General features: G+C 61.9%; 22 protein-coding genes. 11 read left to right on the top strand and 11 right to left on the bottom strand.

The genetic code is table 11. The features are described 5' to 3' along the window. Positions 1–30: 30 nt before the first annotated feature. Positions 31–993, bottom strand: coding sequence for an L-malyl-CoA/beta-methylmalyl-CoA lyase (locus tag ACR0EF_RS17440; RefSeq protein WP_170373308.1), 963 nt, complete (start codon positions 991–993; stop codon positions 31–33). Positions 994–1286: 293 nt separating this feature from the next. On the opposite strand from ACR0EF_RS17440, the gene dgcN reads away from it, so the two are divergent. The 3 genes from dgcN to ACR0EF_RS17425 all read left to right on the top strand — a co-directional run bounded on the left by dgcN (position 1287) and on the right by ACR0EF_RS17425 (position 4236). Then, positions 1287–2288, top strand: a complete 1002-nt coding sequence (gene dgcN, locus ACR0EF_RS17435) for an N-acetyltransferase DgcN (RefSeq protein ID WP_170373307.1) — start codon at positions 1287–1289, stop codon at positions 2286–2288. 72 nt (positions 2289–2360) lie between these two features. Then, on the top strand, positions 2361–3326 hold the full coding sequence (gene dgcA, locus ACR0EF_RS17430; protein ID WP_170343359.1) for an N-acetyl-D-Glu racemase DgcA: 966 nt from the start codon (positions 2361–2363) through the stop codon (positions 3324–3326). Positions 3327–3375: 49 nt separating this feature from the next. Then, complete coding sequence (locus tag ACR0EF_RS17425) at positions 3376–4236, top strand: D-amino-acid transaminase (protein ID WP_170343360.1); 861 nt, start codon at positions 3376–3378, stop codon at positions 4234–4236. Positions 4237–4278: 42 nt separating this feature from the next. On the opposite strand, the gene ACR0EF_RS17420 is transcribed toward ACR0EF_RS17425, so the two are convergent. The 3 genes from ACR0EF_RS17420 to ACR0EF_RS17410 all read right to left on the bottom strand — a co-directional run bounded on the left by ACR0EF_RS17420 (position 4279) and on the right by ACR0EF_RS17410 (position 5730). Next, entirely contained in the window at positions 4279–4593 is a 315-nt protein-coding gene (locus tag ACR0EF_RS17420) for a DUF1244 domain-containing protein (protein WP_170373306.1), read from the bottom strand. A 72-nt stretch (positions 4594–4665) separates the two neighbouring features. Further along, complete coding sequence (locus ACR0EF_RS17415) at positions 4666–4905, bottom strand: DUF6868 family protein (RefSeq protein ID WP_093965143.1); 240 nt, start codon at positions 4903–4905, stop codon at positions 4666–4668. Between the two features lie 87 nt (positions 4906–4992). Continuing rightward, positions 4993–5730: an N-formylglutamate amidohydrolase gene (locus tag ACR0EF_RS17410; protein ID WP_170373305.1), complete on the bottom strand. Its 738-nt coding sequence runs from the start codon at positions 5728–5730 to the stop codon at positions 4993–4995. Between the two features lie 117 nt (positions 5731–5847). Here ACR0EF_RS17410 and pyk point away from each other — a divergent pair, with 117 nt between their 5' ends. Next, positions 5848–7293 carry a pyruvate kinase gene (pyk, locus tag ACR0EF_RS17405; RefSeq protein WP_170361425.1) on the top strand — a complete coding sequence of 482 codons (1446 nt, stop codon included), beginning with the start codon at positions 5848–5850 and terminating at the stop codon, positions 7291–7293. 2 nt (positions 7294–7295) lie between these two features. Here pyk and ACR0EF_RS17400 read toward each other — a convergent pair whose 3' ends face one another. Then, on the bottom strand, positions 7296–7781 hold the full coding sequence (locus tag ACR0EF_RS17400; RefSeq protein WP_170372648.1) for an Lrp/AsnC family transcriptional regulator: 486 nt from the start codon (positions 7779–7781) through the stop codon (positions 7296–7298). A 189-nt stretch (positions 7782–7970) separates the two neighbouring features. Here ACR0EF_RS17400 and ACR0EF_RS17395 point away from each other — a divergent pair, with 189 nt between their 5' ends. The 6 genes from ACR0EF_RS17395 (at position 7971) to ACR0EF_RS17370 (ending at position 12628) form a co-directional block, all read left to right on the top strand. Beyond that, the gene (locus ACR0EF_RS17395) at positions 7971–8408 is read left to right on the top strand and encodes a universal stress protein (RefSeq protein ID WP_170372650.1); all 438 of its coding nucleotides are present in this window, start codon (positions 7971–7973) and stop codon (positions 8406–8408) included. A gap of 14 nt (positions 8409–8422) precedes the next feature. Continuing rightward, complete coding sequence (locus ACR0EF_RS17390) at positions 8423–9976, top strand: alanine/glycine:cation symporter family protein (protein ID WP_170343362.1); 1554 nt, start codon at positions 8423–8425, stop codon at positions 9974–9976. A 181-nt stretch (positions 9977–10157) separates the two neighbouring features. Continuing rightward, a complete protein-coding gene (gene rpmI / locus ACR0EF_RS17385) occupies positions 10158–10358 on the top strand; it encodes a 50S ribosomal protein L35 (RefSeq protein WP_039523697.1) in 201 nt (66 codons plus the stop codon). A 14-nt stretch (positions 10359–10372) separates the two neighbouring features. Further along, complete coding sequence (gene rplT / locus ACR0EF_RS17380; protein ID WP_170344760.1) at positions 10373–10738, top strand: 50S ribosomal protein L20; 366 nt, start codon at positions 10373–10375, stop codon at positions 10736–10738. 244 nt (positions 10739–10982) lie between these two features. Then, entirely contained in the window at positions 10983–11624 is a 642-nt protein-coding gene (locus ACR0EF_RS17375) for a hypothetical protein (protein WP_170361428.1), read from the top strand. Positions 11625–11851: 227 nt separating this feature from the next. Continuing rightward, positions 11852–12628 carry a methyltransferase domain-containing protein gene (locus tag ACR0EF_RS17370; protein ID WP_170373304.1) on the top strand — a complete coding sequence of 259 codons (777 nt, stop codon included), beginning with the start codon at positions 11852–11854 and terminating at the stop codon, positions 12626–12628. Positions 12629–12748: 120 nt separating this feature from the next. On the opposite strand, the gene ACR0EF_RS17365 is transcribed toward ACR0EF_RS17370, so the two are convergent. Further along, positions 12749–14140, bottom strand: coding sequence for an aminotransferase family protein (locus ACR0EF_RS17365; protein ID WP_170361432.1), 1392 nt, complete (start codon positions 14138–14140; stop codon positions 12749–12751). A gap of 222 nt (positions 14141–14362) precedes the next feature. On the opposite strand from ACR0EF_RS17365, the gene ACR0EF_RS17360 reads away from it, so the two are divergent. Then, positions 14363–15991, top strand: coding sequence for an acyl-CoA synthetase (locus ACR0EF_RS17360; RefSeq protein ID WP_170372656.1), 1629 nt, complete (start codon positions 14363–14365; stop codon positions 15989–15991). Here ACR0EF_RS17360 and ACR0EF_RS17355 read toward each other — a convergent pair. The 5 genes from ACR0EF_RS17355 to ACR0EF_RS17335 all read right to left on the bottom strand — a co-directional run bounded on the left by ACR0EF_RS17355 (position 15988) and on the right by ACR0EF_RS17335 (position 19947). After that, positions 15988–16329 (bottom strand): DOPA 4,5-dioxygenase family protein, encoded by a 342-nt coding sequence (locus ACR0EF_RS17355; RefSeq protein ID WP_170372658.1) that lies wholly within the window; start codon positions 16327–16329, stop codon positions 15988–15990. The two genes, ACR0EF_RS17360 and ACR0EF_RS17355, sit on opposite strands and share 4 nt — an antisense overlap. A gap of 90 nt (positions 16330–16419) precedes the next feature. Next, positions 16420–17058, bottom strand: a complete 639-nt coding sequence (gene maiA / locus ACR0EF_RS17350) for a maleylacetoacetate isomerase (RefSeq protein ID WP_170372660.1) — start codon at positions 17056–17058, stop codon at positions 16420–16422. Continuing rightward, a complete protein-coding gene (locus ACR0EF_RS17345) occupies positions 17055–17246 on the bottom strand; it encodes a DUF2783 domain-containing protein (protein ID WP_149776332.1) in 192 nt (63 codons plus the stop codon). The genes maiA and ACR0EF_RS17345 overlap by 4 nt, the downstream gene beginning before the upstream one ends. A 5-nt stretch (positions 17247–17251) precedes the next feature. Beyond that, positions 17252–18862 (bottom strand): FAD-dependent oxidoreductase, encoded by a 1611-nt coding sequence (locus ACR0EF_RS17340; protein WP_170372662.1) that lies wholly within the window; start codon positions 18860–18862, stop codon positions 17252–17254. A 134-nt stretch (positions 18863–18996) separates the two neighbouring features. Continuing rightward, positions 18997–19947, bottom strand: a complete 951-nt coding sequence (locus ACR0EF_RS17335; RefSeq protein ID WP_170373303.1) for an MBL fold metallo-hydrolase — start codon at positions 19945–19947, stop codon at positions 18997–18999. Positions 19948–19950: the final 3 nt, after the last annotated feature.

Here is a 19950-nt window from a genome sequence, read left to right as displayed (position 1 = left end):
AAAACGGGCGCCTTTTCTCATAATTCCCCATCAGCCGTTTGCGGCAATCAGTTCGGCTTGCGCCACGATTACCTCGGCCTGCTTGATCGAGGCGATGTCGACCAACCGCCCCTTGTAGACCGTGGCGCCTTCGCCATTGGCCTTGGCCTGCTCCATCGCGGCCAGGATCTCGCGCGCTTCGGCCACCGCCTCGTCCGACGGGGTGAAGACCTCATTGGCCAGCGCGATCTGCTTGGGGTGGATCGCCCATTTGCCGACCATGCCCAGCGTCGCCGAACGGCGCGCCTGCGCGATATAGCCTTCGTCGTCCGAGAAGTCGCCGAACGGACCGTCGACCGGCAGCACCCCATGGGTGCGGCAGGCCGCCACGATGGCAGCCTGCGCCCAGTGCCACGGGTCCGACCAGTATTTCTGGCCCTCGCGCAGCATGTAATAGTTTTCCTGCGTGCCGCCGATTCCCGTGGTCTGCATCCCCATCGAGGCGGCGAAATCGGCCGCGCCCAGGCTCATGGCCTGCAGGCGTGTAGAGGAGGCCGCGATGTCCTCGACATGGGCGATGCCGGCGGCGGATTCGATGATGACTTCAAAGCTGATGGGCTTGGTGCGGCCCTTTGCGCGTTCGATCGCAGTGACCAAAGCGTCAACCGCATAGACATCCTCGGCGCAGCCCACCTTGGGGATCATGATTTGATCCAGCCGGTCGCTGGCCTGTTCCAGCAGGTCAACGACATCGCGGTACCAATAGGGCGTGTCCAGCCCGTTGATGCGCACCGACATGTACTTGTTGCCCCAGTCCACGGTGTTCAGCGCCTCGATCACGTTGGCGCGGGCGGTGTCCTTGTCGGACGGGGCCACCGAATCCTCGAGGTCGAGGTTGATCACGTCCGCGGCCGAGGCGGCCATCTTGGGGAACAGCTTGGTGTTTGATCCGGGGCCGAACAGTTGGCAGCGGTTTGGTCGCGCCGGGGCGGCGGGTTGGATACGAAAGCTCATCGGCACCTCGCTGGGTAATGAAATTGCGATTTCAGTTGGCAATTGGGTATTAAATTGCGCGACCCTGCGCAAGCCTGATTGTGCAGTTGCGGCAATGCTGTTGCAGAAAGCTGTGCGCAACCCCCGGAACGCGGGGGTCAAAGTTTCATCGTTTTGAAAATTTCGAAGCTTTTTGCGCCGTTCGGGGGAATCTTGCAAAATTCTCCGGTCGAGATGCAGGAGGTCGGAGGAAAACGAGAAACGCTCGTTGACGGCCTTCAATAGGTTGGGGCGGAAGAAAAGGAGAGTGCGCGATGATCGAGACACCGTATCTGCTGTTTTTGGGCGATGCCCCCGACCAACTGGCCGCCAAGGTCGCGATCGGCATTCGGGACTGGCGCCCGGAAAACGCCGTGGGTCAGCTGCGGATGGAGGGCTGCAAGGCCGATCTGGGCCTGACCGACATGACCCTGGCCGAAGGCAAGGCGGCCGGCGCCAAGACTCTGGTGATCGGTGTCGCGAACCGCGGTGGCGTCATCAGCCAGGCCTGGAAAGAGGTCCTGATCGCCGCGCTGGAAATGGGCTATGACCTGGCCTCGGGCCTGCACAACCTGCTGCGCGACGAAGGCGATCTGGTGGCCGCGGCCCAGACCCATGGCTGCACGCTGCATGACGTTCGCGTGCCCACGGTGGGCTACCCGATCGCCAACGGGCGCAAGCGCAGCGGCAAGCGCTGTCTGGCGGTGGGCACCGATTGTTCGGCGGGCAAGATGTACACGGCCATGTCGATGGATGCCGAGATGCGCAAGCGCGGCAACAAATCGACCTTCCGCGCAACCGGCCAGACCGGCATTCTGATCACCGGGCAGGGCGTTCCGCTTGACGCCGTGGTGGCCGACTTCATGGCCGGTTCCGTAGAATACCTGACGCCCGAGAACGATCCCGATCACTGGGATCACATCGAGGGGCAGGGGTCGCTGTTCCATGTCTCGTATTCCGGCGTGACCATGGCTTTGATCCATGGCGGTCAGCCGGATGCTCTGGTTCTGTGCCACGAACCGACACGCACCCATATGCGCGGTCTGCCGGAATACTCCTTGCCGACGCTGGAACAACTGCGCGACACGGCTCTGCCTTTGGCGCGCGTGGCGAACCCCGCCTGTCAGGTCGCGGGTGTGTCGATCAACACGCAGCACCTGAGCGAGGAGGACGCGAAAGCCTACATCGCCAAGGTCGAGGCCGAGATGGGCCTGCCGACCACGGATCCGTACCGGTTCGGCGCGGGCAAGCTGGTGGACGCGCTGGCCGCGATGTGATCCAACCGGGGCGCCGATGGCGGGGATACCTGCCTCCGGCGCTGGAAACTGCAAAAACAAAGGAGGGCGCGCGTGCAGATCGACGTCTCTCGTGATGTGTTCCGGCTGGCGCAGGTGTTCACCATCTCGCGCGGGTCGCGGACCGAGGCCAAAGTACTGACGGTGCGCCTGACGGATGGGACGCATCAGGGTTGGGGTGAATGTGTGCCCTATGCCCGGTATGACGAAACGCTGGAGTCGGTCGAGGCCGAGATCCGCGGTTTGCCAGAGGCCTTCACGCGCCAGTCGCTGATGGACCTGCTGCCCGCCGGTGCCGCGCGCAATGCGGTCGATTGCGCCCTGTGGGACCTTGAGGCCAAGCGGGCGGGCAAGCGCGCTTGGGAACTGGCCGGCCTGCCCGCGCCCAAACCCGAGATCACTGCCTATACCCTGTCGCTGGACACGCCCGACGCCATGCGGGCGCAGGCGGCGAAGAACGCGCATCGTCCGCTGTTGAAGATCAAGCTGGGCACGCCCGACGACATGCCGCGGCTCGAGGCCGTGCGAGCCGGGGCACGGGATGCAAAGATCATCGTGGATGCCAACGAGGGCTGGTCGGCCGAGGTCTATGCCGATCTGGCGCCGCATCTGGTGCGTTTAGGCGTCGCGTTGGTCGAACAGCCGCTGCCCGCCGGCGATGACGAGGCGCTGATCGGACTCGATCGCCCGGTGCCGGTCTGCGCCGACGAGAGCTGCCACGATCGCGCCAGCCTGCCCGGTCTGAAGGGCAAATATGACGTGATCAACATCAAGCTGGACAAGACCGGCGGTCTGACCGAGGCGCTGGAACTGCGCCGCGCAGCGCAGGCCGAGGGCTATGGCATCATGGTAGGCTGCATGGTCGGCAGCTCTTTGGCGATGGCACCTGCGACACTGGTGGCGCAGGGTGCGCTGGTGACGGACCTTGACGGCCCGCTTCTGTTGGCCGAAGACCGCGACACCCCGCTGGTTTTCGACGAGGCCGGAGTACACCCGCCGCAGGCGGCGCTCTGGGGGTGACGCGCTGAGGCGAGGAATGGGCGCAGACCAAGGACGAGAAGGATATGACATGACCCGCACCGTTTACGTGAACGGCGAATACCTGCCCGAGACCGAAGCCAAGGTCTCGATCTTCGACCGAGGCTTTCTGATGGCGGATGCCGTCTATGAGGTGACCAGCGTGCTGGACGGCAAGCTGATCGACTTCGAGGGTCACGCGGTGCGCCTGAAGCGGTCTCTGGACGAATTACAGATGGCCGAACCCTGCACCAAGGACGAGCTGCTCGAAATCCACCGCAAGCTGGTCGAGCTGAACGGTATCAACGAGGGGCTGGTCTATCTGCAGGTCACCCGCGGCAGCGATGGGGACCGCGATTTTGTCTTCCCTTCGGCAGACACCAAGCCGACGCTGGTGCTGTTCACCCAGAACAAGCCCGGGCTGGCTGACAACCCGGCGGCGAAGAAAGGGGCCAAGATCATCTCGATCGAGGATATCCGCTGGGGCCGGCGCGACATCAAGACGGTGCAACTGCTGTACCCCTCCATGGGCAAGATGATGGCCAAGGCCGCAGGATGCGATGATGCCTGGATGATCGAAGACGGGTATGTGACCGAAGGCACCAGCAACAACGCCTATATCGTCAAGAACGGCAAGATCGTTACCCGCCCGCTGTCGAACGACATCCTGCACGGGATTACCCGCAAGGCGGTACTGCGAATGGCGGCCGAGGCGCAGATGGAAGTCGAGGAGCGCCTGTTCACCATCGACGAAGCAAAAGAAGCCGACGAGGCCTTTACCACCTCGGCCAGCGCGTTCGTAATGCCTGTGGTCGAGATCGACGGCGTGGTGCTGGGCAACGGCACGCCGGGCCCGATCGCCACGCGGCTGCGCGAGATCTATCTGGACGAAAGCCTGAAGGCAGCGATCTGAATGCAAAGGCCCGCCGATCTGGCGGGCCTTTTCGTTAAGGCGTCAGTCTGTTTTGCCCACGTTCTCTTCGAACGCGACCTTGAAGGCGGCCTGTTTCTCGGGGCTGGCCTCGGTCTGGTATTTGGATTTCCACTCATCCATGGTCATGTCATAGAAAATCTCGCGGGCTTCGTCCTTGCCCATTTCGATGCCTTTTTCATTGGCCGCCTCCTGATACCACCGCGCCAGGCAGTTTCGGCAGAACCCGGCCAGGTTCATCATGTCGATGTTCTGAACGTCGGTGCGGTCCTGCATCAGGTGTTTCTGCAGACGGCGGAAAGCGGCGGCCTGAAGTTCGATCTCGGTCTGGCGGTCCATGGGCGGGCTCCGGTTTGAAGGGATTTGGTCCAGACCTAGCAAGCGCGGGGCCATTGCACAACGCGCGCCGGTTCAGACCAGCTTGAGGGCAATCCAGGGCATGAGGCAGAAGATCAGGGTCAGGATCTTGTAGTTCGCCAGATACTTGAAATAAGCCTTTCTGACCTCGGCCTTGTCCATCTGGAACATGCGGCCGTGAATGGCGGCGATGCGGTCCTGCAGGGCCACCACCATCAGAGTCGACAGCAGCAGGACCGCAAAGTTCAGAACGGTCATCCAGCCAAAAAAGGCTGTCAGGGTTTCAGGTGTCATGACGGCCTCCTTTCACCCCGGAAAATGGGGGCTGCCCGTGGGCCGCGCAAGGGCGCGGGCGTCGTTTGGTCGCGGATTTTTCCAGCGTTACAGCCCGCTTGCGGCCAGCGCATCGTTCAGGATTGGGGCCAGCCGCTCGGCCCAGGCGCGCTGCCCGGCATGATCGGCGATCAGGTCGTTGCGAAGCTCGATCAGCGCGTTGGGGCGACCAAAGGCGGTGGCGTGCCGGTCGATCGCATCCCCCGGCAGCACGCCGGTATAGGGTTCGTTGACGCCAACGCACAGATCCTCCTCGGCCCGCAGCCGGTCGATCAGCGGGGCCGAGAACCGCTCGTCCGCGGTGTGCAGGATGCCGACATGCCAGGGGCGCGGCGGGCGGCCCCGCAACTGGCGGGTGAAGGAATGCATCGACACGACAACGGCGTGGGGCAGAGCGGCCATCTTGGCCAGCGCCTCGTGATAGGGGCGATAGCACAGGTTCAGGCGCCGTTCGCGCTCGGCGGCGTCGGCGTGACGGTTGGCCGGAATGATCGACCCGTCATACAGTTTCATCAGCAGGGTCGGGTCGTCCTCGCCCCGGTTCGGGTCGATCACCAGCCGCGAGAAATTGGCCGCGATCACCGGCGCGTTCAGGATCTCGCCCAGATGTTTCGACACCTCGTAGGCGCCCACGTCATAGGCGATGTGGCGCTCCATGTCCTCGCGCGGGAGGCCAAGGTCGCCGCCATTGATCTGCGGCGGTACGGTGTTGGTGGCATGGTCGCACGTGATCAGCCAGCGGGTCGGGCGATCCGCCCCGTGCACATAAAACGGAGTGTATGTCATGAGCCTGTCATCTAGTTTGCCGCAGGTGTAGGACAGTTGCCTCGGAAAGGGAATTGCGCAATAAGCAAACCGACCATTGTTTGCGGTAACATTCGACCATCAAGGAGAGCAAGATCGATGCGACGCCTGAGAAATGTGAAAATCGTGGCGACGCTGGGCCCGGCGTCCAACGACTATGATATGATCCGTGCTCTGCACGAGGCCGGCGCCGATGTTTTCCGCCTGAACATGAGCCATGGCAGCCACGACGAAATCCGTGAACGCCACCGGATCATTCGTCAGATCGAAAAGGATCTCGACAGTCCGATCGCCATTCTGGCTGACCTTCAGGGCCCGAAACTGCGGGTCGGTGTGTTTGCGAATGATGCAGAAGAGTTGGTCGAAGGTGCCGCGTTCCGTCTGGATCTGGACGAAACTCCGGGCGATGTGAGCCGGGTCTGCCTGCCGCATCCCGAGATTTTTCAGGCGTTGGAAGCGGGGGCGCATCTGCTGGTCAACGACGGCAAGATCCGGCTTGTGGTTGAGAAATGCGGCCCCGATTTCGCGGATTGCAAAGTTGAAATCGGCGGGACCATCTCGAACCGCAAGGGTGTGAACGTGCCCGACGTAGTACTGCCGCTGGCGGCCCTGTCGGAGAAGGACCGGGACGATCTGGAGTTCGTTTGCCAGCTGGGTGTCGACTGGCTTGCGCTAAGCTTCGTGCAGCGGGCCAAGGACGTGTACGAAGCGCGCGCCCTGGCCGACGGCCGCGCCGCCATCCTGTCCAAGATCGAAAAACCCGCCGCGGTCGAGGCGTTCGACGAAATTCTCGACGCATCGGACGGCATCATGGTCGCCCGTGGCGATCTGGGGGTCGAACTCCCGGTCTCGGCCGTGCCTCCGATTCAAAAGCGACTGGTCCGCAAGTGCCGCGCCGCCGCCAAGCCGGTGATCGTTGCCACCCAGATGCTGGAAAGCATGATCGAAAGCCCGATGCCCACCCGCGCCGAGGTGTCGGACGTCGCCACCGCCATCTATGAGGGAACCGACGCCATCATGCTGAGCGCCGAGTCGGCCGCGGGCTCGTATCCGATCGAGGCCGTTCAGACCATGAACAAGGTCGCGATCGAGGTCGAAGCCGACCCAACATACAAACAGATCATCGACGCCTCGCGCCAGACCAAGGGAACGACCGTTGCCGACGGCATCGTGGCCGCAGCCCGTGAAATTGCCGAAAAGACCGACATCAAGGCGATCTGCTGCTTTACTCAAAGCGGCACCACCGCACTGCTCACCGCCCGCGAGCGTCCCGGTGTCCCGATCATCGCCATGACGTCTCTGCGGGGTACCGCGCGGCGTCTGTGCCTCAGCTGGGGCTGTCACTGCGTGATGACGCCCGAGCTCGAGCGGTTCAAAAGCGCCGTGGTCAATGCGGCGCGCGCGGCGCGTGCCAGCGGATTTGCCGGCGCCTCGGATCAGATCGTGGTGACCGCCGGTGTCCCGTTCAACGTGCCAGGCTCGACAAACATCCTGCGCGTTGCCCCCTGCGACGAGCGTCTGATCTACTCGACGGATCCCGAATAGGATCAGCCACCCGGTCCGCCGGGTCTTGCTTTGGCGCCGACGGGTTCTTTTACGGTCTCCATCACCGTGAAAGAGCTTGTCTGGTGTATCCCCGGAAGCTTGTTGATCTTGTCGCCCAAAACCGTTCGGAAATGCGTGATGTCGCGTGTCCGCACGGTCAGCATGTAGTCGAATGATCCGGCGACCATCAGGCAGGTTTCGATTTCAGGTACCCGTCGCACGGCCTCGTTGAAACGATCCAGCGAGTGTTCGGCTGTGGCCGTCAGCGAAACCTGCACCACCGTCAAATGCCCCAGTCCCAGCCTCTCCTTGTCGATCACCGCGCTGTAGCCGGTGATGTACCCGCTCTTTTCCAGCCGTTTCACCCGCTCCGAACACGGCGTGTTGGTCAGGTTTACTCGGGCCGCCAGTTCGACTATTGGCAGGCGTCCATTGGCCTCAAGCTCGGCCAATATCCGTTGATCGATCTTATCCAAATCCCTGTCCATCAGGCAATTTCCCTGCGTTTTTGAGGTCTGGCGGCATATTTTCCTGAAAATAGACCGAAAAAATCTCCTTTTCCTAGTGATTTTTCCTGATACTTGACCGAAGGGCAGTCTTGTAAAACGAGTTCCAGGTTCCGGCTGCCCTGCCGGGGGCACGGGCCCCGGCCAAATCAACAAAAACGGAGGAACGAGATGACAACGAAAATTGTCATAGGACTGGACGGGACAGAAACCGGGGATCGCGCGGTCGGCTTTGCCAAAGATCTGGCAAGTCGGATTGGATCGTGTGAACTGCTGGTTGCCTATGTCATCGAATGGTCGCCCTATACTTTCCAAACTCCCGAGGAAAACGCCCTGCGGCACAAGCGGCGCGAGGAGGAGATCGCGCTTGCCACCAACCGCGTGGTGGAACCCGCCGTCGAGGCCCTGAAGGCCGCAGGCTTCAGCGCCCGCGGTATTGTCCGCCATGGCGATGTGGCCGAAACGCTGAACGCGATCACGGTCGAAAACGGCGGATCGCAGATCGTCGTGGGACGATCCTCGGCTGACGGCATCAAAAAGCGAATCTTCGGCAGTTCGACCCAGAATTTGGTCATGCACGCCGACGTTCCGGTCACAGTCGTGAACTGACGGGAGGAGCAGACATGAAATCGATCAAAACCCTGGGCCTGTCCGGTGCGGCCGCGGCCCTGCTGGCCAACCCCGCATTTGCGCAGGAGGCCCCCGGTCTGGATGAAAAGATCAACCAGGCCTTCGCGAATCTGACGGGCCCCTTCGTCAGCTTCATCTTCGCACCTTTTCCGGGGACGAGCTTTCCCTGGATCGTGATGTGGCTGGTCGTGGCCGCGACGGTGTTCACGCTGTATTTCGCCTTTGTGCAGATGCGGTTCTTCAGCCATGCGATCAGCCTGGTCAAAGGTGACTATTCCGACCCCAACGATGCGGGCGAGGTCAGTCACTTCCAGGCGCTGGCAACGGCCCTGTCCGGTACCGTCGGCCTGGGCAACATCGCGGGCGTCGCGGTGGCGGTCGGCATCGGCGGACCCGGTGCGACCTTCTGGATGATCCTCGCCGGCCTTCTGGGCATGGCGTCGAAATTCACCGAATGTACGCTGGGTGTGAAGTACCGCAACGAGTACGAAGACGGCACCGTTTCGGGCGGCCCGATGTACTACATGTCCAAGGGCTTTGCCGAGCTGGGTCTGCCCGGCGGCAAGATCCTGGCGGTCCTGTTCTCGATCTTCTGTATCCTTGGCGCGCTGGGCGGGGGCAACATGTTCCAGGCCAACCAGGCGCACCAGCAGATCGCGGGTATTGTCGGTGACTATCCCGGTTGGATCACCGGCCTGGTCTTCGCGGCCGTGGTGTTCATGGTCATCGTGGGCGGCCTGAAGTCGATCGCCCGCGTGACCGAGAAGGTCGTGCCGTTCATGGGCATCCTGTATGTCGCCACTGCTCTGGTCATCATCATCATGAACGCCGACATGATCGGCTGGGCCTTCGGTCAGATCTTCGCTGGTGCCTTCACCGGTCTGGGTGTCGCCGGCGGCATGGTCGGTGCTCTGATCCAGGGATTCAAGCGCGCCGCCTTCTCGAACGAGGCAGGCGTTGGCTCGGCGGCCATTGCACACTCGGCCGTCCGCACCAAGGAACCGATCACCGAGGGCTTTGTTTCGCTGCTTGAGCCGTTCATCGACACCGTGGTGATCTGCACCATGACCGCGCTGGTGATCATCATCACCCAGCAGTTGGTGATCGACCCGGCAACCGGCCTGTACGTGCTGAACGAAGCGGGCACGGCGATCGCAACCGTGGATGGCAACTCGGGCGTCAGCCTGACTTCGGCCGCCTTCGGCAGCGCCTTCAGCTGGTTCCCCTACATCCTGGCCATCGCGGTGATCCTGTTCGCCTTCTCGACCATGATCAGCTGGTCCTACTATGGCCTCAAGGCCTGGACCTATCTGTTCGGCGAGGGCCACACCAAGGAGCTGGCGTTCAAGCTGATCTTCTGCGTCTTCGTGGTGATCGGGGCTGCGGCCAACCTGGGTCCGGTCATCGACTTCTCGGACGCGGCGATCTTTGCCATGGCCGTGGTCAACGTCTTTGCGCTCTACTTCCTGATGAAAGTGGTGCGCCAGGAGTTGGCCTCGTACAGCGCGCGACTGAAAAGCGGCGAAATCCGCAAGTTCGCCGACTGATGACACCAACCGGGGCGGCACCGCTGCCCCGGTTCCCGACCCCGGTGCAAAAAGCACCCGAACGGGTCAAAAACCCCTTGCCAGCATGACCGAACTTGCGTAAACGGCGCATCTGATCGCGCGACCGGCCGATGTGGCATGCCGAGTCGCGTTTCGTACCGAACCCTGAAAGGAGACGGAAATGCCCAAGATGAAGACCAAATCGAGCGCCAAGAAGCGCTTCAAGGTGACCGCGACCGGTAAGGTCATGTCGGCTCAGGCCGGCAAGCGGCATGGCATGATCAAGCGGACCAAAAAGTTCATCCGCGACGCCCGTGGCACCACCACCCTGTCCGCCCCCGACGCCAAGATCGTCAAGGGCTACATGCCCTACGACCGCTAAGAGGAGATACCGATATGTCCCGCGTTAAAGGTGGAACCGTAACTCACGCCCGTCACAAGAAGGTCATCAAGGCCGCCAAAGGTTACTATGGCCGCCGCAAGAACACCTTCAAGGTTGCCCGTCAGGCCGTCGACAAGGCCAACCAGTACGCAACCCGCGACCGCAAGAACCGCAAGCGCAACTTCCGCGCCCTGTGGATCCAGCGCATCAACGCCGCTGTTCGTTCGCATGACGAAGCTCTGACCTATTCCCGCTTCATCAACGGCCTGAACCTGGCCGGTATCGAAGTGGACCGCAAAGTCCTGGCCGATCTGGCCGTGCACGAACCGGAAGCGTTCGGCGCGATCGTCGCCAAGGCACAGGCCGCTCTGACCGCCTGATCCTCTTTCGAGAGACAGTGAAAGAAAGGCCGTCCCGTTCGGGGCGGCTTTTTTCTTTGGATCGACCAGATTGGATTTCGCATAAACCAAGTATTGGATTCCGTCATGGTCACTACACGCATTTGATGTAATCATCTACTGAGTTTCACTGATGAATTGAATGCGGAATACTGAAATGCCTATTTGCCAAAGGCTTACACAAGCCCTTCTTGTCTTGACGGCAGTGGCGATTTGCCACCCGACAGTGGCAAGATCACAGGACACGATCACCGAACCTGACCTTCCTGACGTTTTGGTTGAAACCTTTGATGGCGACGACACGACGCTCATGCTGGGTGGGCAGATCGACTTTCAATCGGCCAAGCCGCCCTGGGCTGTTTATGTGGCCGATGAAAAATTCGTCATGGAGAACAGACAGGATGCGCGTAGCCTTCAGTTCAACGATGTGGCGTGGGTGAAGTTTCCCGGCTCGGATTCGTTGGAGAGCACGCAGGACATGGTAATCTCTGCCGTGGTGGACGGAGAGTTCAGCGGCAAAAGCGGTGTGGGCATTCTGGTTGGCAGCGGAAAGTCCGGGAAGTATGTGGCGTTCACTGTGGACGACAAAGGGCGCTATCACGTACTGCAAAAGGACGGTCGCCAATTGCGGCTGGTACACGCGGACAGACATGACGCGATACGTGTCGGCGCCCCGAACAAGCTGACCTTCCAGGTCCGTGGGGCGCATGTGGTTTTCTTTGCCAACGGGACCAAGGTCGTTCAAACGCTGTTCTCAAAGCGAACGTCCACGAACTCCAGCCAGGGCGCTCGTGCGGGGATAGGCCTGGCAGCCTTTGGAACTGGCCGTTTCGAATTTGATGAAGTCGAAATCAAAAGGGCGAACTGACGCACAAAAACGCAGGTTGCACGAACTGGAGCTGCTTGGTGGGGTGGTTTCTAGGGTACTTGCCCCTCTGGCCTCCTCATTCAGTAAACAGTGAAAGAAAGGCCGCGCTACAAGGGGCGGCTTTTTTTGATGCCTGAGTGCCTGCTTTTTTGCGCAGGCAGACAATTAGACCAAAAACCGCTAGGCTTGCACGTGCTGAATTGACTAACATTGGTTTTGCGAGTGCCATGCTTGAATTTGATGCAGCAACAACGCGTCTACTCGATAGCGTGTATCAAGGTGCCGATGTCACCCGGCGGCGGCGAGGGTCTTTTGACGCGTTGCGACCAGCCCCGGGTGATACCATTGCGGACGTTGGATGCGGCAACGGTCTTTTGACAGCAGAGCTCGCGCGGGCGGTTGGTCCGACCGGGCGTGTTTTGGGGATCGATCCAAGTGAGGCGATGCGGAGTTCCGCCAAAAACCGCTGCCATGAATATGACTGGGTCCAGATCATGGAGGGTGAGGCAGGCCAACTTCCGGTCGAGGATGCGTCACTCGACAAGGCGGTATCGGTTCAGGTTTACGAGTATTTAGACGACATTTCCGCCGCGGTGGCGGAGGCCCATCGCTGTCTCAGGACGGCTGGTCTGCTTGTCGTGGGCGACATCCATTTCGACAGTCTGGTTTGGTACAGTGATGATCCGGCAAGAATGGATCAGATGATAAAAGCCTGGGACGAGCACTTTGTCGGGAGAGACGTGCCCGCACGACTGCCACCGATATTGAGAGACGCGGGTTTCACTGTGGAAAGCATCACGCCGATCACGATTTGCGATAACGAACTCCGGCCAGATGGGCTGGCCAATATGATGATCACCCTGATGAAAAGGTTTGCCGAGTCCAACAAGCTCGTTCCGGATCAGGAAGCCAAGGAATGGGCGGATGAGCAGAGATCCTTGGCCGCGAGGGGCCGGTTTTTCTTTTCGCTAACTCATTTTGTCATCAGCGGGCGCAAATCCTAGACTTTGGTCTGGATGCGCTGATTGACTCAAACAAAGGCTATTGCCTGAGCAAATGGAGCTAAAAAAAGAAACCGGCGCGAAGAACGCCGGCTTCACTTGGTCTTTTATCCCGCGCTGGGTTTACCCGAACACACGCCCCAGTGCGCCATCAACCGCATCGGTGATTTGGTCGATGTCGTCCGCCGTGGCGATCAAAGCCGGAGAGAAGCATAGCGTGTTGTTGCGGCCGGGGACCGAGCGGTTGGTGACACCGATAATTACCCCTTGCGCCATGCAATCGGCCACGACCGCTTGGGCCAGCTTTTCATCCACCGGTTCTTTGGACGCCCGATCCGCGACCAGTTCGGCACCCAGGAACAGGCCCTTGCCGCGCACGTCGCCGATGACCTTGTGCTTGTCCATCAGTGCCTGCAGGTTGCCCATCATGCGATCCCCCATCGCTGCGCAATTGCCCAGCAGGTTCTCGTCTTCGATGATGCGCATGTTCTCGATCGCCGCCGCCGGCCCGGCGGTGCAGCCGCCAAAGGTCGAGATGTCGCGGAAATAGTTCATCGGGTCCGCGGCATCGTCTTTGAACATGTCAAAGACTTCCTCGGTGGTCACCATGCAGGCAATCGCGGCATACCCCGAGGCCACGCCTTTGGCCATGGTCACGAAATCGGGTTTCACGCCGTATTGCTGGTACCCGAACCAGGTACCCGTGCGGCCAACGCCGCAGACGACCTCGTCGATATGTAGCAGGATGTCGTACTTTTTGCAGATCTCCTGCACGCGCTGCCAGTAGCCTTCAGGCGCTTCGATCACGCCGCCGCCGGCGGTCACCGGCTCAAGGCACAGCGCGCCTACGGTGTCGGGACCTTCGCGCAGGATCACCGCTTCGATCTGATCGGCGGCCCATTCGCCAAAGTTCTCGTCGGGCGCGCCGTCCAGTTCGTGCTTGCGGTATTCCATGCAGTGCGGAACGCGCACGAAATCCGGCGCAAAGGGGCCGTATTGCGCGTTGCGCTCATCCTGACCGCCCGCCGACATCGCCGCCAGGGTCGAGCCGTGATAATCGCGGTCGCGATACAGGATCTTGGTCTTCTTGCCGCCGTATTTCTTGTGGGCGATCTGGCGGACCATCTTGAACGCCTTCTCGTTCGCCTCGCTCCCCGAGTTGGTGTAGTAGACCCGGCTCATGCCCGGCATCTTCTCGATCAGCTTTTCGGCAAACAGCGCCCCGGGGATCGAGCCCGCCGAGTTCGCAAAATAGCACAGCTTCATCAACTGGTCGTAAACCGCCTTGCAGATGGATTCGCGGCCATAGCCCACGTTCACCGTCCATACGCCGCCCGAGACGGCATCCAGGTGTTCCTTGCCCTTTTGATCCCAGACGCGCATGCCCTTGCCTTCGACGATGATGCGCGGATCGTTCGTCTCAAACGGCTTGTGCTGGATCAGATGGTGCCAGATATGGGCGCGGTCGGCCTCGACCACGCGGGAAAGATCGTTTTCGTTGAACGTGCCGTCCATGACATGTCCTTTCAGTAAGACGCGACGCGCGGGAATCACGATGCCCGGCAGGCGCGGATGAACCAGATACCGCAGATCAGCCCGAAAGCCCGGTACGCAGTAGGGCCAGATTACCCGATCGCGTAGCTCCAGTATATTCGCCTCGCGTATTTTTACGGGTTTGTTTTGCGGCAACCTTTGTGCTCAATACGAAAAATCCGACGAATTGGGGAGGAGAGGCGGATGGCGACCCACAGCATTTATCAGCGCGATCTGGACAAAGGCCGGGCCAATTTCACGGCCCTGTCCCCGCTTAGTTATATCGAGCGGACGGCGGCCGTTTACCCTGACTATCCGGCCGTGGTCTATGGCGACCGGCGCCATAGCTGGGCGCAGACCTATGCTCGCTGCCGCCGGTTGGCCAGCGCGCTGGCTGCGCGTGGGGTGGGTGTGGGCGATACGGTGTCGATCATTGCCGCCAACATCCCCGAAATGTACGAGGCGCATTTCGGCGTGCCCATGGCAGGCGCGGTGCTGAACACCATCAACACAAGGCTCGATGCCCCGATCATCGCCTTCATCCTGAACCACGCCGAATCCAAGGTGCTGCTGGTCGATCCCGAATTCTCGGGCGTGGTGAATCAGGCGCTGGAGCAGGTGGATCACGACATTCTGGTGATCGACATCGAGGACCCGAGTTTCGACGGCGGCGAGAAGCTGGGCGCGCTGACCTATGACGACCTGCTGGCCGAGGGCGACCCGGAATTCGACTGGTCTCTGCCCGCCGATGAATGGGACGCGATCACGCTGAACTATACCTCGGGCACCACGGGCAACCCCAAGGGTGTCGTCTATCACCACCGTGGCGCGGCGCTGAACGCCACCTCGAACATCCTGACCTGGGGCATGCCGCAGCATTCGGTCTATCTGTGGACGCTGCCGATGTTTCACTGCAACGGCTGGTGTTTTCCGTGGACCATGGCCGCGAACGCGGGCACGTCCGTCTGCCTGCGCGCGGTGCGGGACGAGCCGATCTACAAGGCGTTCCGGGATGAGAAGGTCACCCATTTCTGCGGCGCGCCCATCGTGCTGAACATGCTGGCCAACGCGCCCGATCACCTCAGAGATTTCGATCATGAAATCAAGGTGATGACCGCAGGCGCCCCGCCGCCTGCCGCGGTGATCGCCGCGATGGAGGGAATGGGCATCGAGGTCACCCATGTCTATGGCCTGACCGAGACCTACGGGCCGTCGGTCGTGTGCGCCTGGAAGGACGAATGGAACGACAAGCCCGCCGAGGAACGCGCCGCGCTCAAGGTGCGGCAGGGGGTGAAATACGTTGCCCTGTCGGGGCTGATGGTGGCTGATCCCGAAACTCTCGAGCCGGTGCCGGCCGATGGCGAGACCATGGGCGAGATCTTCATGCAGGGCAACATCGTGATGAAAGGGTATCTCAAGAACCCCGAGGCCACGCAGAAAGCGTTCCGCGGCGGCTGGTTCGCCTCGGGCGATCTGGGGGTGATGCATCCCGACGGCTATGTCGCGCTGAAGGACCGGTCAAAGGACATCATCATCTCGGGGGGCGAGAACATCTCGTCGGTCGAGGTCGAGGATATCCTCTACAAGCACCCCGCCGTGATGGAGGCCGCCGTGGTCGCCAAACCGGATGAGAAGTGGGGTGAGACGCCTTGCGCCTTTGTCGAGTTGAAGCCGGGCGCCGAAGCGACCGAGGCCGATTTGATCGCGTTCTGCCGCGACCACATGGCCCATTTCAAGGCGCCCAAGACGGTGGTGTTCGGGCCGCTGCCCAAGACGTCCACGGGCAAGATCCAGAAATTCAAGCTTAGGGAACAGGCGCGGGCGCTGGGCTAGGCGCCCAGCCGGTCAAAGATCGACAGGTCCAGGTCCAGCATTTCGCCCATCCAGATCGCCCTGTCGCGGTGGTCGGGCAGGTGCTCGCCGGTTTCGGGGTGGGTGAACACAGTCAGTCCCTGCCGGTTCAGCATCAGCCATGGGATCACCTTGTCGAAGGCATCGGCGGCAAAGCTCAGCTGGCAGCTCCAGCGCGGGTGGGGGCCGACATTACGGCTGTGCATGTGGCCCATCTGGACGGGGAACAGGCGGGCAGCCTCTTCGCAGACACGGCGGGCGGTCTCCTGCGTTTCGGCGTCGAAATAGACATGGGCGTGATAGCCGGTGATCTGTGGCATCGGGGGCCTCGTGCGGTGATTTCCGGCACAAGGCTAGGCCCGATCGGCGCCGGTGCACAGACGCATCGGCACACAGACCCTGTGCGCGGCTCAGCCCGGCGCGTGGGTGTCCGGGTGGGCCGCTGCAAAGGCAGGGTGGTCGGCGCAGGCCGCCTCGACCGCCAGAATGCGCGGCATGTCCGACAGATCGACCTGCCAGCGCCGGGCGTTGTACATCTGTGGGATCAGGCACAGATCGGCCAAACCGGGCGCCGATCCCGTGCAATAGGGGGCTTGCTCGAACCCGTCCAGCATTGCCTCGAAGGCCAGCAGACCGGGGCGGATGAAATGGCGCATCCAGTCGCCGGGCATGTCGCCCTTTCCGCCGCTCAACTGCGTGGCGTGGCGGGCGACCTTCAGGTTGCAGACCGGGTGCAGATCCACCGCGATGGCATGGGCCAGCGCCTGCGCCCTGGCCCGCGCAACCGGCTCTTCCGGCAGCAGGTTCAGACCCCGCGTCCGGTCGAGATAGTCCAGAATGGCCAGCGACTGGGTCAATTGCACGCCGTCGATCTCGAGCACGGGCACAAAGCCCTGCGGGTTGCGCGCCAGATGTGCGGGCGCGGTCTGCTCGCCCTTGACCAGATCGACGGTCAGCGCCCGATAGTCTATCCCGGCCAGGTTCAGCGCGATGCGCACCCGGTAGCTGGCCGAGGATCGCCAATAGTCATACAGGACGACGTCACTCATCGGGCTTTGGCCGCGTCGATCGCCTGTTTCAGGATGGTCCGGTCGCCGATGTGGTTGGCCAGTACCAGCACCAGCCGCGCATTCAGCGCATCGCTTTCGGCCTTGTCCAAGCCGTCGTGCGCGGCCAGCAGATCGGCATAGAAATCATCCGCGCCGTCGATATTCGGGGTGAGGATCAGTTCATCCATTGTGCCTACTCCTTGCCGATGGCCCGGCGGATCGCATGCCGGAACGCGTTGTCTTCAAAGCTGTCGCGCCGTGCCGCCACGTGCTGATCGGGCCGGATCAGATAGACCGCACCTTCCGCGTCGCCCAGATACCGCCGCTTCAGTGCCAGCGTCCGGTCGTCCTTGACCGACAGCGCCAGCCGCTCGACCGTCACGCCCTCTTCCTCAATCGTTTCCGGGGCGTCGGCGTCGATGGTCAGCAGGGTGAACTTGCCTGCCAGCTTGGGCAACAGGAATTCATCCCCCAGCGGCGCATCGGGGCAGGGCGAACCGGGGCGCGTTTCGGCCGGGCCGCCCAGCGCATCCGCCGAATTCAGCGGCGATCCGCCATAGGTGCAGGGCACGCTCAGCCGCCCGGAATTCACCAGCGGGCGGGCGAAGTCGTAATGTTCGCTCAGGTCCAGAACCGCGTCGCGCAGGATGCGTGACATTTCCGATTTCGGCGTGATGAAATCGGTCGAGCGGGTCGAGTTCAGGATGTTCTCGTCCGCGCCGTGGATGCGCTCGACATCACAGCTGTCCAGCAGGCTGTCGGGCGCGGTGCCGTCAAGGACCATCTTCAGCTTCCAGCACAGGTTGTCGGTGTCCTGCAGGCCCGAATTGGCCCCGCGCGCGCCGAAGGGGCTGACCTGATGCGCGCTGTCGCCGGCAAACAGGACGCGGCCGTGGCGGAATTTCTCCATCCGGCGGCACTGGAAGGTATAGATGCTGACCCATTCCAGCTCGAACTGGACATCCGCGCCCAGCATCGCCTTGAGGCGTGGGATCACGTTTTCGGGGCGCTTTTCCCGTTCCTTGTCGATATCCCAGCCCAGTTGCAGGTCGATGCGCCAGACATTGTCGGGCTGTTTGTGCAGCAGCGCCGACTGGCCGCGGTTGAAGGGCGGGTCGAACCAGAACCAGCGCTCGGACGGGAAATCGGCCTCCATGATCACGTCGGCGATCAGGAAGTTGTCCTCGAACACCCGGCCCACGAAATCCAGCCCCAGCATCCGGCGGGTGGGCGAATTGGCCCCGTCGCAGGCGATCAGCCAGTCGGCTTCGACGGTGTACGACCCCTCGGGCGTTTCCACCTCGAGTTTGACGTGGTCGTCATGGGTACCGATCGCCTCGACTTTGTTGCGGCCACGGATCTCGATCGGCGCGCCCTGGGCCTGCAACGCGCGGACCCGTTCGACCATGAACTGCTCAAAGTAGTATTGCTGAAGGTTGATGAAGGCCGGATGGGCATAGCCCTCATCGGGCTGAAGGTTGAATTCATAGACCTTGCGGTCGTCAAAAAACACCTTGCCGGTGTTCCACAGCACGCCCTTGTCCACCATAGGCCGGGCACACCCCAGCCGGTCGGCGATTTCCAGCGTGCGCTGGGCGAAACAGATGGCGCGGCTGCCGAAACTGACCTTGTCGTTGTCGTCCAGCACCACCACTTCGACGCCTTGCTGGGCCAGGTCGATGGCGGCGGCCAGCCCGACCGGGCCCGCACCGATCACGATCACCTGATGCCGCACCGGGGCGGGGGCATCCTGATCGGGGCTGCGGGCATAGGCATAGAGCGGCTGTTCAAAAATCTTGTTCATGGGCTCTCTCCCCAAGTTCTGTGCGCCGGGCGCACATTCCCTGCCCACCGGCGCGGGGCGCCGATGGCTCTCCTCCATGGTTGCATCGTTTTCAGGCCGGCAACACGATCTGGATCAAGTTGCCGGGCTATTTCTCAGCCCTGCAGGGCCTCCCACATCTCCAGGTCGCGCTGGGCGGTCCAGATGCGCGGGGTGTCGATGCCGCGCGCCTCGTCATAGGCGCGGGCCACGTTGAAGGGCAGGCAGTGTTCATAGATGGCGTAGTCCGAGAATTTCGGATCGCACTCCGCACGCACCGCGTCCCAGGCCTCTTTCAGGCTGCCGCCGCGTGCCGCCACCTTGGCCGCCGGGCGATAGGTGCTTTCGACGAAATCGCGGGTGTTCTCGATGGCGGCGTTCACCATTTCCTTGCCGACAAGTGCATCGCCGCGCCCCGGCGCGATGGCGTCGACGTCGAACCACTGGATCTGATCCAGCGTATCGCCCCAGTCGCTGAAATGCCCGTCGCCGCAATAGCAGGCCGAGTGATATTCGACGATGTCGCCGGTGAACATCACGTTCTGGTCGGGCACGTGGATGACGATGTCACCGGCCGTATGCGCCCGGCCCAGATGCATCAGATCGACCCGGCGGTTGCCCAGATAGATCGTCATCGTGTCGTTGAAGGTGGTGGTGGGCCAGGTCAGGCCGGGGATGCTCTCATGCCCTTCGAACAGGCGCGGGAAGCGCTGGAACTCGCTGTCCCAGTCCTCTTTCCCGCGTTCGACGACCATGGCGCGGGCCATGTCCGACATGACGATCTGCTGCGCGCCGAAGGCGCTGGCGCCCAGCACGCGGACCGCGTGGAAATGGGTCAGCGCCACATGGGTGATCGGCTTGTCGGTAACGGACCGGATGCAGTCGATCACCTTCTGCGCCAGGCGCGGCGTGGCCTGGGCCTCGACCACCATCACGCTGTCATCGCCGATGATCACGCCCGAGTTCGGGTCGCCTTCGGCAGTGAAGGCATAAAGCCCTTCGCCCACCTCGGTGAACGAGATCTTCTTTTCGGTCATGTCCCCCTGGGACGCGAATGCCTTGGCCATTTG

This window comes from Ruegeria sp. CG8, from assembly GCF_056537165.1.
Note: the sequence above shows the minus strand (reverse complement) of the source record. Positions and strands in the feature narration are given on the sequence as shown.

Coding starts and splice junctions, on each gene's coding strand:
- ACR0EF_RS17440 (WP_170373308.1), bottom strand. CDS start 993: ATGAGCTTTCGTATCCAACCCGCCGCCCCGGCGCGACCAAACCGCTGC.
- dgcN (WP_170373307.1), top strand. CDS start 1,287: ATGATCGAGACACCGTATCTGCTGTTTTTGGGCGATGCCCCCGACCAA.
- ACR0EF_RS17425 (WP_170343360.1), top strand. CDS start 3,376: ATGACCCGCACCGTTTACGTGAACGGCGAATACCTGCCCGAGACCGAA.
- ACR0EF_RS17420 (WP_170373306.1), bottom strand. CDS start 4,593: ATGGACCGCCAGACCGAGATCGAACTTCAGGCCGCCGCTTTCCGCCGT.
- ACR0EF_RS17415 (WP_093965143.1), bottom strand. CDS start 4,905: ATGACACCTGAAACCCTGACAGCCTTTTTTGGCTGGATGACCGTTCTG.
- ACR0EF_RS17410 (WP_170373305.1), bottom strand. CDS start 5,730: ATGACATACACTCCGTTTTATGTGCACGGGGCGGATCGCCCGACCCGC.
- pyk (WP_170361425.1), top strand. CDS start 5,848: ATGCGACGCCTGAGAAATGTGAAAATCGTGGCGACGCTGGGCCCGGCG.
- ACR0EF_RS17400 (WP_170372648.1), bottom strand. CDS start 7,781: ATGGACAGGGATTTGGATAAGATCGATCAACGGATATTGGCCGAGCTT.
- ACR0EF_RS17395 (WP_170372650.1), top strand. CDS start 7,971: ATGACAACGAAAATTGTCATAGGACTGGACGGGACAGAAACCGGGGAT.
- ACR0EF_RS17390 (WP_170343362.1), top strand. CDS start 8,423: ATGAAATCGATCAAAACCCTGGGCCTGTCCGGTGCGGCCGCGGCCCTG.
- rpmI (WP_039523697.1), top strand. CDS start 10,158: ATGCCCAAGATGAAGACCAAATCGAGCGCCAAGAAGCGCTTCAAGGTG.
- rplT (WP_170344760.1), top strand. CDS start 10,373: ATGTCCCGCGTTAAAGGTGGAACCGTAACTCACGCCCGTCACAAGAAG.
- ACR0EF_RS17370 (WP_170373304.1), top strand. CDS start 11,852: ATGCTTGAATTTGATGCAGCAACAACGCGTCTACTCGATAGCGTGTAT.
- ACR0EF_RS17365 (WP_170361432.1), bottom strand. CDS start 14,140: ATGGACGGCACGTTCAACGAAAACGATCTTTCCCGCGTGGTCGAGGCC.
- ACR0EF_RS17360 (WP_170372656.1), top strand. CDS start 14,363: ATGGCGACCCACAGCATTTATCAGCGCGATCTGGACAAAGGCCGGGCC.
- ACR0EF_RS17355 (WP_170372658.1), bottom strand. CDS start 16,329: ATGCCACAGATCACCGGCTATCACGCCCATGTCTATTTCGACGCCGAA.
- maiA (WP_170372660.1), bottom strand. CDS start 17,058: ATGAGTGACGTCGTCCTGTATGACTATTGGCGATCCTCGGCCAGCTAC.
- ACR0EF_RS17345 (WP_149776332.1), bottom strand. CDS start 17,246: ATGGATGAACTGATCCTCACCCCGAATATCGACGGCGCGGATGATTTC.
- ACR0EF_RS17340 (WP_170372662.1), bottom strand. CDS start 18,862: ATGAACAAGATTTTTGAACAGCCGCTCTATGCCTATGCCCGCAGCCCC.
- ACR0EF_RS17335 (WP_170373303.1), bottom strand. CDS start 19,947: ATGGCCAAGGCATTCGCGTCCCAGGGGGACATGACCGAAAAGAAGATC.